We start from the raw sequence: 13,293 nt of genomic DNA on the forward strand, positions 1-13,293 counted from the left end.
CACGCTTTGTCTCGGATGATTCACTTTTACCCCCTCAATCCGCGTATGTGCCAGTTGGGGGTGCGGAATGTGGGTTTGAATGACGAATTGTGGGGCGATCGCATCTTGATATCGGAGTAGGTAGCGAGTGGAATTAGAGCGGGCGATCGCACTTGTCACCGATTTTTTGGATATGTGCGATCGGCAACAGCAATGTCTCCTCAATTTCCTGCCGCATAGCAGGAGATACATTACAACCGCTATTGAGGCAATCTACGAGCAATTTATTAGCATCGTAATACTTCCTCAGCAATGAGTTTTGCTCTTGGCTGAACTGCCAATCGTGACCTATATTGCGATACTTAATCATCAGATTTATTAATTGCTGAGTCCAATCTTTACCTTTAGCATTCCACCACTCCCGCTCGCTTCTCCACCACTCCTGTATTCTGTTTGTGTATGCTGAATCATATAGTTTGTCTCTGAGTTGTTGCAGAGATTGCTTCAATTCTGGTTCCAGATTTAAATTGAGAGTAAAGGCGAGGATAGAGAGAAGATTGCGACCTGATGCAGCAGCATAAGTATAGGGAATATTAAGGTCAATTGCATAAAACATTGCAACATCAAGAACAATATCAGTAGCCAAGTCAGAGTGGCGTTCAGTAGCCAAGCCAGAGTCACGTTCATTGTCATAATAAGAAGTAAAGTCCAAGAAAAAAAGTTCAAGGGGTGGTTTAAAGGTATGGTCAATGGCATAAGCAAGAATACGGATCAAATTTAGGTCAAAATTCAAGTCCGAACGAGGGTTACTAACGCGCTCTACCTCTCGACCAAGATAAAAAGCACGGATAGCTGATGGTTGATAGGGAGCATTAATGGAAAAAGATTTATTTCTTACCCACATTAGGAATTGCTGTAACTGCTCATCATCAGCGACCAGCCCATCAACTTGCTGTTTCATTAACAACAACAAGTCATCAGCTTTTTCCAACATCGCAACTGCTAAGAACAAGACTTCTCGCCAACGCTTCTCGGTCAGGTGGCTGACCAGTTTTTCCAAAGCTTGTGGAGCCAAATTGTTAACAATTTCTCTGGCAGTGAAATACTCTTGAAATGTTAGATGAGAAAACGAATAAATTCCTCTTGCCCTTTCCACTAATAATCCATGTTGTGCCTCGATCGCCTTCAGGACTACCTCACTATCCATTTCTAACTGAACGCGGTCAGTTGTGGCATCGGGTAAGTTAGCCAGATAGTCGGCAATCAATTGCTGAACTGTGTTTTTTTCAAAAAAATAATCGCCCCGATCAAAAGTAATAGCTGCTAAAAAAGCAAGTAACTGTTTCTTGCGGCACAAATTCAAATCTCGATAAACTTCATCCCGTTGAATGCCTCTCGTTTCATCCCATTTTCTGAGCATAATTTCCAGTCCTTCCTCATACAACTTGGCTCGGTTGGATGGGAAATCTGCTTTCGCTTGGAATACTAAACAAGTCAGATTAAGCAAAATTGGCGTTACTGCCAGTTCTCGAATTTGCTGATTTTTTTGCAGTGTCAGCGTCTCTACAAATTGAGATGCTAAAGCTTTCCCTGCCTCAATATTCTGGGAAAATGCCACAAACCAATTGAGCGCGAAGGCAGCAATTTGCTTGTTATTAAAATCGGCAACCTCAACACAGGTAAAGGCTTCGTCGTGAAATCGGTACTTAGCAGCGGCAATTCGACAGGTAATTATAAACTGATTGTTGTAATACTTTTGGACAAACTGACGAATCTGTCTGACGACTGCATCGCTATCTGATTCTGGCACTTCATCTAAGCCGTCCAATAAAATCAAGCCTCTGCCTTGACTGAGTACGAATTCAGTTTGCGATCGCGCCTCAACTCCGCAACTGGCAAATTCGTCGCTGATATATTCTAATAAGTCAAGATTAGCGATTTCAGCAAAGGTTTTCAGAGAGATAAAAATCGGTATTTTGTGTGCTTCAAATTCTGAGCGATCGCACTGAATAGCGATGTGTTTCAAAAAAGTAGTTTTACCGGAACCCGGTTTGCCGAGTACCATCAGTTTAGAGTGAGATTTCACCGCATCCAATCCTGGTACTCGTTTCTGGCATATTTTACCTAATCCCAAGCGGTTAAAGTTATCCGCATCTGGGTTGAACTCTCTGAGTAAATCGCTAATTTCTCCCGGCTGCCAACTGGTAATTTCCTCCAAAATGTTGACTTCAACGTAGAGCTTGCTGATATCAACGGGCTGTGCAATATCCAACAGTTGCATTTTGCTGTAAAGCTGTTGGATTTTGCTGTGGCATTTTTGCCGTATCTCTTCCACTACCGAATCAATATCCTGTTGGCAAAAATCTCTAACCCCCCCAACCCCCCCTTGGTAAGGGGGGGCTAAAGGAGGACGATCGACAATTTCTTCCCAATTCAACTGCAAAACCGTGCAGAAAGCCTTGAAAGCATTGGCTTTTATTGGTTCTCTTCCTCCTAAAAAGCGCCTCCAAGTGGGCAGCGAAAGACCATCGGCATAAGGGCCTGCCTCTGTCCAAGTTCGATCAGGCTCTAATGTTTTACTAGCTTCTACTAGCCATCTGGGGTCTTCTATAGTCGATCCCCTTTCTCTTCTAGCTTGCTTAATTTTTACTAATCCCTCTTCAGAGGCTTTGAGGGTAGTCATTATATAATTTACTTATCTCATTGTCAATGTCAGTTTTCGTTCAGTTTAGCGATCGCAAACTGAGTTTGTCAAGACCCCAGCAACAAAGAGAAAATGATCCTGACAACAACTGCACGGCATACGGGAAAAGTCAGGCATAAATCATGCAAACTTAATCGTTGAGAATGCCACTCTCTTTTTTAGGTAAAAAAGTACACATTAAATGATGACAAAGGATAGCACCATGAGACATAACATAGATGACATCCCGTCAGGCGGGATAGGTATAAAAATTATTGGCAAAATTGCCGATGAGCTAAGTTATACCCGCACTTCTTGCGGTCGGAACTGTCTGTTCATTGTAAAATTTTATTATCAGCAGCCTGGTCTAGTACCACTCCCACCCAGGATTCAAGATGGTTTTTTTAAGCGGGCGATCGATGTTTTAACCAGCTTTAATTTCTGGTTTCAAAAGCAACGATTTCCCCAATCCGAGCCAAGTTGTAACCAGCAAGTTCAAAAAATTAGCCTTCAAGTAAATACTGATATCAAGGCTGTTGCTCAAGTTTTATCGTGGGTTGAACAGTTAGATCCTCTACCTATTCCCCTATTCGTTTTGCATCAGTGTAAACTGGCTGTGATTGAAGGGTTTACGAATGCTGTTCGCCACGCTCACAAAAATCTGCCATTAGAAACTCCGATCGAGCTTGAAATAATGGTATTTAACGAACACCTAGAAGTAAAAATTTGGGATTGGGGAGAGCCTTTTGACATTCAAGCGAAGTTGAAAGAAGAATTGCCGGAAAAAATTCTGTATTAGTTGGAAGGATCTGGGATTTTCGCTTCACTAAAGCTGTTCTGTAATTACCAGCTTTAAATTGAGCCTAGGAAGAAACTTTTTTGTTATGACTACTGATACTACTCCCAAGATTCTCGTTGTGGATGATGACTCATCAATCCGCAATCTAGTTCATCGCTTTTTAAATCAGAAGTATCAAGTAGATTCGGCAGCAGATGGCGAGACGGCTTTAGAATTGTTTGAGAAATTCAAGCCACTGCTAGTAGTTCTCGATTGGAATTTGCCGGATACTACAGGCTATCACCTCTGCCAGGAAATGCAGCGCCGTACTAATGTTTTTGTGATTATGCTAAGCAGCCGCACAGACGAAGGTGATAAAATTAAAGTCCTGTCTGCAGGTGCTGATGACTATATCTGCAAACCCTTTGGTTTGGCGGAGTTGGCAATTCGTATAGAAGTTGTGTTGAGACGGATGAGGCCTGTCACTTCATCACGTATTGTATTCGATCAATTCGCGATCGATTCAGCGCGTCGGGAAGCAACACTCAACGATCGCATTATCAAGTTAACAGCCTTGGAATTTAAGATATTGTATTTTTTGGCAAGTCATTCCAATCAATCTTGGAGTCGCCAACAGCTAATCGAAAAAATCTGGGGGTGGAACTGCGACGACACAGGAGAAAAGCAAGTTGTTAGCGTGCATATCGGCCAGATTCGCAAGAAAATGATTCAAGTTGATGCTAATGCGTCGCAGTTTATTAAAACTATTCGGGGTTACGGTTACAGGTTCGATCCGCCGAATCGCACGGCAATGGCAATTTACTAAGCTCATCGGCATTAACCACCTTATTTGGTGAAAAACCTATTTTCCCACGTGCCGTGGGGCAGCCAGATGCCTCCTAGGGAACGAACGCGATCGGGTAACATGAAGTAAGCCCAAGCCGTGCCTAAAGGTTTGAGGTGTCGATCGAAGATTTCGATTTCCTGTCGCTGATATTCGTTTTGTGTCGGTTCCCGCAGCGGATGATAGTCTTCCAATCGGTCTAAATCGTCCAAAATAGCCGAGGAAGCGAAACAGAGGAGAAAACCGCAGACTGTGCCATCTCCGGCCATCATCGCAGGATAGCCGATCGGCAGCGCAAAAAGTTGACCGCGGGCGATCGCGGGGTAAGCATTCACAACTTTTCCTTCGCAGTAGCGGAGGTAGTTGCACTCCCCCGGTTTGAGAGTGCCGTAGACAAAGACTTTCATCGGGTAGGGCCTAACCGCTAGTTTTTGCTAACATAGATGGCTAAGCTAATAGTTTAAGTCTCGCGGGCGATCGCGACTGCAATCTTGATAAATTTCGTTGTTTACCTTTCTTATAATTCATGACTCTAGCAGTTAGTTTTATTGCTTTTGGACTTCGGCCTTTGTACTTGAGCTCTTTTTTGCCGTTCCTGCCCCTTGACAGCTTGTTTTCGACTCAAGGGATTATGGTGATGCTGCTGGCCGCCTATGCGGGGGCGATGTGGATGTTTCTCACCAGTGCTCCGAAGGTACACACGGTGATGGTATCGGATCTCGGACAAGCGAGGGAGTTCTATGAAGGTATGCTAAACCTGCCAGTAGCAGAAGTGCCGCTGCACTACTACTACAATTACGAGCAAACTTTGGGGACAACTGGTATTGATCCGCTGTATTTGTCGCCGAATGTCGGGAGGGCAACGAGCTCTCAAACAATGGGGAGTCCCGATGGTTTGTGGTATCAGTTGATGAAAAATACCCAACTACACATTATTAGCGGGGCGGGTGTAGGGGAAAAAAATCGCCCGCGTCACGTTTGTTTCGATCGCGAATGTTTGGATCAGCTATTGATGAGGGTACAAACTCGCGGCATTAGTTATAAAATTCGCCGGGAAAAGCCACTGAATTTTTTGGTCAAGGATTACGACGGCCGCGTCATTGAAATGGCTGAGGTTAGTAATTAAGTAGGTCGTTCTAATTAAAAGTAAAACGATCTCGCGCGCTACCCCCGGCTTCTTTTGTTGGGTAATATCATTCCGGCTGGGCCGGAATGATATTAGTCGCGAACAGGGCTCATCTCCAGAGAGATAGTCGCTCAATCAAAAAATGATAAGAATAGTTGAGATTTTTGAAATATCACTATATTTTGGCTAAACTACCTTGATTGGTTTCCGGAGATTTTTGTATATTCCCAGAATAATCAGTAACAGTCTTGTTAACTAAACCCTGGAGATAAGTAGAAATGACAGAAGTTGAAGCCATTGTGGAAAGTTTGTGGGAGCTGGATGATGATGTATTGGAAGCTCAGCTAGGCTGTCGCGTACAAGCCATAGGGGATGATGTTGCTGGACGTGGAGCCAAAGGGGTAGACCCAGCTTCCTTGGAATCTATTGATGTGAACGTTGCGGCTAGAGCAGCGATCGATCCAAGATTTTTAGATGCTGGTCGCCAGTTGTTCGATCGCGTCAACCCCTTAGTTTACCAACTTATGTGCAAACCCCTCGGAGACGATGCAGAGACTCAGAAGATTTTAGATGAAACCATAAATCAGAACTATACCAAAGCGGCTGGGATGTTGGCTCGGGTTTTAGCCAGTGGAGTTGGGTTAGCTCCTGCTGTTGCTACTCTCCTGGCAACTCTAATTATAAAAAAGATTGCAAAGACAGGTGCTAATGCAATTTGCGAGACTTGGGAGAAAAGTTTAGTAAAACCTGCCATCTGAGCTTTATACAAAGATGGGTAATACAGTCTTGGACGCACTCCGACCAAAGAAACCGGGTTTTTTACCAAATCTGCGCGCTGTAACGCATCTTCTCGCAAAAAACCCGGTTTCTGACCACCCGTGCGTCCAGGGTATCATAAAAACTCTGTGACGCGATCGCACTTTTGTACTCAGAGGTTTTGTCGGGCGATCGCACTTTTGTACCAAGAATTTTCAGAGGCGATCGCACTTATCTACGCATATTTGACGAATAGCTGCTACGCCGTTAAAAACTTTTATCTTTTCCAACTACTTTGGCACATCGTCGCATAGGTGGCGATCGCTTTTACTAACATTGGGGTTATTCTCAAGATAGTCACGCACGCGATCGCAACCTTTCGAGAGCAGTTCATCGAATTCTCCCAGCCGCCACAACTCAGTAGTACCATCCTCTCCAATCACAGCCAGCATACTGTTATCAGGGCTAAGGCTAAGACTTTTGATCTGTTTATCTGAGGAAAATTCCATCAATTTTTCGCCCTTCAAGTTCCACAAACCGATGGTGTTGCCTGAAGTAGTCAGGAGTAAGCTGCCATCATAGCTAATCTTGACAGAACCAAATTCATTTCCAGCTTGCCGTCCTGGGATCAAGTTAGTTAAGTTTCCCGAAAAGTCTAATAAATCAACATTGCTATAAGTTGCGCCTGCGTCTCCATTACTAACAAAATTAAGTAATAGTGGCTTGCCATTGGATTGAAAACTAACGCCTTGGAAGGTGTTAGTGAATATTTCTTGTTTCTTTTCTTCTAACTGGTTGCCCTTAGTATCCCATAATCGGACTAAAGTGTCGTCTAATGTTTGACTTTCGTTATCTGGATTGTTAGCACCGCCATCGCCTATAGTGGCAATTTTCTGACCATCCTGACTCCAACTGACACTCGTGACCTTCCCGGGATGTGCTTGGAATTTTTTTACAACCTTGCCCTGCAAATCCAACAAGCGCACCATACCCCCATCTCCTGTGGTAGCAATTGTCTGACCATTAGGGCTAAAACTAACACTTGTAGCTTTGGGAAGCCCTGTAAATTTCTTGATCTGGTTGCCTTGTAAGTCCAACAAGCGCACAACACCTTCTGAATCTGCGGTAGCAATTGTCCGGCCATCAGAGCTAAAACTAATACTTTCTACTCGGTTTTGAACCAGTTTAGGTTTAGATAAAGGCTGTTTCTCTAAATCCCACAAGCGGATATTGTTGTCATCCCCTAAAGTAGCTATTTGCTTACCATCAGGACTAAAAGTAGACATCTTCACTCTGCCTTGAGGCAATTTGAATTTGCTCTGAACCTTGGCATCTTCGTTCAAAAAGTTGACAGTACCATCAACTCCCGTCGCAGCTAATTTATTGCCATCTGGACTAAAACTGCCACCCCGACTAATTCTTCCTTCTACATTTTCTAGTTTGCCCGGTTCCGAAAAATTCCACAAGCTAGCGTTTTCTGACTCTTCTCCATAAAAAATCATCGCTTGCTTGGCATTGGGGCTAAAGCTGACTTTTATTAAGTTAGTACCAAAGGTGTTTTTAAATGCCGCTACCTCTTGGGAATTTTGGTTCGATAAATCCAGCACTTTAATGCGGTCTTTGTCTGTGTCTAATGTAGCTATTCGTAGTTCACCACTGGGCTTAAGACCAAGCCCAATTATGCTCGATGTTGGTAATTTGCCTCCCCTTATCTTTTTACCTTGCAAGTCCCATAAGCTTACAGAGTTGTCCTTTCCAGTGGTAGCAATTCTGTTGCCATCCGGACTAAACCTGATATATTCAATCGCTGGGATGCCGTCCCTCGCACCTTGGTGTGCTTTAAATTCAGTTAATTTTTTGCCTTTTAAGTCCCACAAGCGTAGTATTCCGTCTTGTGTTGCAGTAGCAATTTTACTACCATCTGGACTAACACTAATACCCCCAGGAAATAGACCTTCTTGCCCTTGTAGCTCGGCTATTGGTTTGCCATATTTGTTCCACAACCGAACTTTATTATTTTCTGATGTAATAACAAGTAACTGGCGCTTCCTAGTAAAAAACATCCTGAATACGATACCTGGAGGTGCTTCCCAGCGATCGCGTTCTTTTGCGCCATAGAACATATTTCGCAGGGTTTGTCCCACTTGACTGTGTAGGTCATTATCAGGTAAAAATATCTGCTTAATATTTTTACTACTACGGAGGCTATCGACCAAAGCATTTAACTGTTCATTGATGCGAAAATTTGCTTCAGCAGATGCTCTAGAGGCACTAACTTGACCTATTTGGGCATTGCGCTGTCCAATCAAAGCGGCAATGGTTAACGCACTCAATCCCAGCATGACTGCGATCGCAATGCGCCACCGCCAACTACTATTCTGGCGTTTTTGCAAAACACTTTCCTGCACAAACTCAGCTTCTACGTGGTTCAACCAGTTGTCATCGGATTTGAGTTCTTTATCCAATACGTCGAGATAAGGATTCGCATTCCACAAAAACTGTACGGGTTTCTCTCTCGATTGCGCTTGCTGATTTTGAGCGCGGCGTAATAGTCGAGCAAACTGAGCAGGAATTTTATTCACTAAGTTTTCGATAGTCAAGAGTCGTCCATCTAACCAATCCAAAACAGGATCAGCCCTGTCTAGAATCCCTTTTGGCTGTTCTTTGTCCTTATTTTTAAGGCTATTCCACTCCCTCGCTGCGGGAGTTAGCCGTCGTTGCAGCAGTAAGCTTTCTTGTTCCTCCTGTTTCCACTTCAGCAACCTTTCCCATCCCCGCACCAAAGCATCATGGGCGGGTTCCACGTAGGGATTTCCCTCTGCATCTTGCCCTTTCACTAACAACCTGGCTGTGCTAAAACGCTCCATTACTTCCTTAACTAAACTATTTTTTTCTGGGGGATATTCCAATTCCGATAACTGGACTTGTCTACGCGCTAATTCACCCCCACCCAACGCAACCATTCGTAACATCACATGACGGATAACTCTTTGATAAGCTGGATTTTCTTGAACTAACGCCTGATATTCCTCATCTGCTCTTTGAGTCAGCGATAGGATTACTCCTCCCAAAGCTTGATAATCTGCTTGAGTCAGCGCCCGGTCAATGGTGAGCCCTCCGTTTTCTGCATCCCGTTGTCGCTTTAAATACTTGAGATAAAGTTCGCTCAGGGCAAAGGAAAGCAGAGGCAATGCTCCCGGCATATCCGCCACTTCATTAATTAATTGTTCTACTAAATCGTGGGGGTGAAAATACATTACCCGTGCTTCAGCGGGTTTCTCAATTGCTTGGCGTAGTTCGGCTCGTGTCATCGCTGGTACAATAAATCGTCCGTTGAGCCAACGCTTTTTAAGCTCAGTGTCAGTGTTTCCTACTTCTTTTTTAAGGACTGTGGGGAAAAACTTTAAGCCAGCATCTCTGACTTGGGGTTCAAAGTCAGAACGTAGGCTTAACACTACCCGTAATTTATCCCGATGGGCGTTAATTGCTTGAAGTATCTGTTGGAAAAATTCCTTGCGCTCATCCTCATCTTGACAGAGTGTAATAATTTCTTCGCTTTGGTCAACAAACAGTAATAACTTAAAATTGGGGAATTTTTTAGCCCAAACATCAATGCTCATTACCAGGTTATGCTGTGGATTTTGTGGCTCTACCTCTGGTAATTGAATTTGTTTCAAAGCATTATTTAAAGCTTGCAAGGGAGTCTTACCAGGACGGATGGGTGGCATAAAATACCATTTTTCAGTTTTTTCTTTCCGTAGTTCGGGAATTAATCCTGCCTTCACCAAACTAGATTTACCCGCACCAGAAGCACCCAAAACCACTGTTAGGGGATTAGTTTTGACAAAATTTTGTAGCTTTTCGATTAGTTCGCTTCTACCGAAAAACAGTTTGTGGTGTTCCTCTTGAAAGGGTGACAAGCCGCGATAGGGATTTTTGGAAACATCCAATGGTGGTGCGGGTGGTAGATTCAGGGCGTGTCCTGGTGTCAGGAAAATATACTCGCCTTTATCGTGTTTTTTGAGGGGATGAATCCCTGGCGTCTGGCGGATGGCACGTGCTTCTGTGGCAATTTCAACCCGATCGCGCAAATACACATAGAGATCGGTTGCCGTAATTACACCATCCCCGGCTGGCTTACCGGGTTCGGCGGGTGGAAAAGCATCGGCTTTACCCTCAAGTGCTTCTATCAACGCAGAGGCAAACGGTGAATGGCTTCCAATTTGTCCGCGATCGTCTTTCAGGTTAAAAGCATCCAGTGCAGTTTGGTCATGGGAAGCCGAAGTAAGAACTTGCCATGCGGGGTCTTGAATGAAGCGATCGTAGCGTTCTTTGTGGATCGTACCCTGTTCCATCGGAATCGCTTTGCGCGTACTCGACCAGCGAAAAGCACCCGCAAAGCAACAGTCGAGAATTCCCAAGAAATGGCGGCAGGGAAGCTGAAGTAGGGCTTGATTTACGTCTGACATCCGCAGGTAAGTGCTAGCCTTGCCAAACTTAGCGTTTTGAGGAATCAGATAGCCTTCGGGGCCATCCTCGCCGTTGAGGGCAATCCCATGTCCCGCAAAGTAGAAGAGGAAGCGATCGCCCTTTTGAATTTGTTGCGGCAATTCTATCTCTAATACCTGCCGAAGTTTGCTGAGGGTAGCTTCGCCATCCCGAAGCAGAGTAACGGTGTAATCATGCTCGGTTTCGAGAATGTGGGCAATTTCTGTGGCGTCATTGACAGCAGTTTGGAGTGAAGAAATACCGTTGATGTAGTCGTTAATTCCAATAACTAAAGCATAGCTGTGTGTGAATTCTGACATATAACGCATCCAAAAGATTTGTAAGAGTTTGTAGGGGTAGGGACACGGCAATGCCGTGTCCCTACGGGGAGCGAAATAAAACATCTATCGCACGATCGATATTTGAATCTCCTTTGTTGTCCACTCTTGACTCGGATCGAATATCGGTACTGCTGGTCTCGATCGAAACGGAGGTTCGTCAACATCCGCACCCACCGCAGCCAGAAGTTTCCCAAGCGGACTCTCGTCACGATAGAGTCCGGCCTTTGATGCAATTTCTTCATCAAGTGAGGGTAACTCCAGCCAACGAAAATCGTTCTTCCCGATCGTCGCAAAAACTTTCAGCGTTTCCCTAGCTTGGTTGTATCTCTCGGTTTTGGGTAGCTCAAAGTTCAGTGCCTCCAAAATTACGTCATTGGGATTGAGTGGATAAAAAGAGCTTTCTTGATTTCGGATCTTCAGGCGAGAAACTTCCCAATTTGCTTGCAGATTCAGCACTGTAATGTTTAAAACTTGAGACGAAATATTTTTGATTCGCAAAAATGTAGATTCACCCGATTTCACAACTAAATTAGTTGGATCGGTAAATGACTGCGGTTTTTTAGGCATCCCTGGTCGCCAGTTTGGTTGTGTGAGTAATTCCACTTCTAGCTGATTAGTCAACTCAGAAAATTGATTGCTCAACTCCTGAATTGCCTGATATTTTGCCAAATGTACCAGACGCTGTACTACCTGTTGCGGAGCCTCAGAATGCTCAATCTTCAGGGCAGGTAGCAGGTTTTTAATGGGCGTGCCAACGCAAATCTCATACTCACCGAGTGGATTAACCGCAACTAGATAATCTTCCTTTTGTTGTGCATCCGCCAGTTTCAACCAGCCATTTCCTGCCAGTGCTTCCTCGACTGCTGAGAGTGCATTATCTTGCTTGTCCGCAATTGCTTGAGGCAGTTCATTGTCTTTCTCACCAACCTCTTTTTTGAAAAGGCGTACTCCCCGTACCAAATCGACAGGGGCTGATAGCATCACTGCTTGAGAACCTTGGTCAATCTTGTCCTGACGTAGCACTTCAATTACATCTGCCCAGGCATCAGAAGCACCAACTTTGGCAATTTCAACGATCGCCAATTGCTTATTTTTCTGGGTAAAATCTGTCGTGCCAAACGCATAGATTGCGAAACGATAACCTGGACTGAGACCGTTTGCCATCCCCGCATTCAGCCGAACGTGCTTGACGACTTTCTTCGGTTCTGAGTCTGCCTCTGTTACCTCTGCCTCAATTACCTCAAGCACGTTGACGGCATATTGTAAAGATCCGCGCTCAACTCCGAAGACAAAGCGATCGCTCTCGCCCACGAGCATTGGCATCTGAGGAAACTTGCTTTGAATTTTCGCACTGACGCGATCGTGCAATGTTTTGTACGTCAATCCTGAAGGGCTACTGGTTAACGTATCGATCATCCAGTACGTCAGCGCCCCATGTCGATCCTTACCACTCACCGCATACTCGTAAGCATACTCGCTAGGACGACAGGCAGCTAGCAATACATAATCTCTAGGTTGAGGAAGCCACTGCCCGGGGGTAATACTTGCAGGAATTCCATCAGTCAGAGCCTGCCAGTTTTCGATCAGCTCTTGTCGCTGGGCAACCAAGCTTTCGGAGTCTCGCGGTGCTGTATCGGTTTCTCCGGGGCCTCGAATTGCAACATCGTCGCCTCTAGTTGCTTCTCCAGAGTGGCAGCTATCCAAGACAAGGGTGACAATCAACCCTTTGTCTGTCATCCGCTTCAACAGCATCGCCAATTCCACATCAAGTAGGTAACGACCTCCAGCCCCAATATCTGATGGCACAATACCTTCATCATATTGGTCATTCCCCTTCAATTCTGGATAAATAGTTGTCGTCCGTCCTCCATGTCCAGAATAGTGAATGTAAACCTGCTCTCCCGGCTGAGCTATTTCTGTAATGGCATGAAACTTTGCCACAATATTTTCATAAGTTGGTTCCGGGTCTTTGGTTGCGATCATTTCAGCGACTTCAGGATTGGGAGAAGTCAGCCTGAAAATCCGTTCGGATGGAATTTTAACCGTCTTTAAAAAGTAGTCTGCTACAAGATTGATGTCACGAACGCATCCTTTAAGATCCTTGTACAACTGATTCGGCTTATAGCAATCGATGCCAATTAATAAGGCATAAATATTCGATTTTTTCTCAGATAAACTTACCATTTCTCTTCATTACTCCGTGTGTCTTTATAATTTAAATAGTTGCCGAGCTACAGAGTTATAGAGCCGCAATTTCAAGCTTTTCAGAAAACTCTGCCCATTCAGCAACGTATCCTT

At 44.5% G+C, this 13,293-nt stretch carries 9 protein-coding genes; 5 read left to right on the top strand and 4 right to left on the bottom strand.

What is annotated here, in order from left to right:
- Positions 1 to 133: 133 nt before the first annotated feature.
- The gene (locus QUB10_RS26375) at positions 134 to 2,662 is read right to left on the bottom strand and encodes an NACHT domain-containing NTPase (protein ID WP_333206131.1); all 2,529 of its coding nucleotides are present in this window, start codon (positions 2,660 to 2,662) and stop codon (positions 134 to 136) included.
- Positions 2,663 to 2,885: 223 nt separating this feature from the next.
- On the opposite strand from QUB10_RS26375, the gene QUB10_RS26380 reads away from it, so the two are divergent.
- Positions 2,886 to 3,461 (top strand): ATP-binding protein, encoded by a 576-nt coding sequence (locus tag QUB10_RS26380; protein ID WP_333206132.1) that lies wholly within the window; start codon positions 2,886 to 2,888, stop codon positions 3,459 to 3,461.
- A gap of 85 nt (positions 3,462 to 3,546) precedes the next feature.
- On the top strand, positions 3,547 to 4,266 hold the full coding sequence (locus QUB10_RS26385) for a response regulator transcription factor (protein ID WP_333206133.1): 720 nt from the start codon (positions 3,547 to 3,549) through the stop codon (positions 4,264 to 4,266).
- 20 nt (positions 4,267 to 4,286) lie between these two features.
- On the opposite strand, the gene QUB10_RS26390 is transcribed toward QUB10_RS26385, so the two are convergent.
- Positions 4,287 to 4,691, bottom strand: a complete 405-nt coding sequence (locus QUB10_RS26390) for a gamma-glutamylcyclotransferase (protein WP_333206134.1) — start codon at positions 4,689 to 4,691, stop codon at positions 4,287 to 4,289.
- Positions 4,692 to 4,810: 119 nt separating this feature from the next.
- Between QUB10_RS26390 and QUB10_RS26395 the strand changes: the two genes are divergently transcribed.
- The 3 genes from QUB10_RS26395 to QUB10_RS26405 all read left to right on the top strand — a co-directional run bounded on the left by QUB10_RS26395 (position 4,811) and on the right by QUB10_RS26405 (position 6,480).
- Positions 4,811 to 5,410 carry a glyoxalase-like domain protein gene (locus QUB10_RS26395; RefSeq protein ID WP_333206135.1) on the top strand — a complete coding sequence of 200 codons (600 nt, stop codon included), beginning with the start codon at positions 4,811 to 4,813 and terminating at the stop codon, positions 5,408 to 5,410.
- Positions 5,411 to 5,688: 278 nt separating this feature from the next.
- Positions 5,689 to 6,168: a hypothetical protein gene (locus QUB10_RS26400; RefSeq protein ID WP_333206136.1), complete on the top strand. Its 480-nt coding sequence runs from the start codon at positions 5,689 to 5,691 to the stop codon at positions 6,166 to 6,168.
- A gap of 120 nt (positions 6,169 to 6,288) precedes the next feature.
- Positions 6,289 to 6,480, top strand: a complete 192-nt coding sequence (locus tag QUB10_RS26405; RefSeq protein WP_333206137.1) for a hypothetical protein — start codon at positions 6,289 to 6,291, stop codon at positions 6,478 to 6,480.
- On the opposite strand, the gene QUB10_RS26410 is transcribed toward QUB10_RS26405, so the two are convergent.
- A complete protein-coding gene (locus QUB10_RS26410; protein ID WP_333206138.1) occupies positions 6,457 to 10,974 on the bottom strand; it encodes an nSTAND1 domain-containing NTPase in 4,518 nt (1,505 codons plus the stop codon). The two genes, QUB10_RS26405 and QUB10_RS26410, sit on opposite strands and share 24 nt — an antisense overlap.
- 84 nt (positions 10,975 to 11,058) lie before the next feature.
- The gene (locus tag QUB10_RS26415; RefSeq protein WP_333206139.1) at positions 11,059 to 13,179 is read right to left on the bottom strand and encodes a caspase family protein; all 2,121 of its coding nucleotides are present in this window, start codon (positions 13,177 to 13,179) and stop codon (positions 11,059 to 11,061) included.
- Between the last annotated feature and the right edge of the window lie 114 nt (positions 13,180 to 13,293).

Origin of the sequence: Microcoleus sp. B5-D4 (assembly GCF_036705145.1) — a bacterium.
Classification (GTDB): domain Bacteria; phylum Cyanobacteriota; class Cyanobacteriia; order Cyanobacteriales; family Microcoleaceae; genus Microcoleus.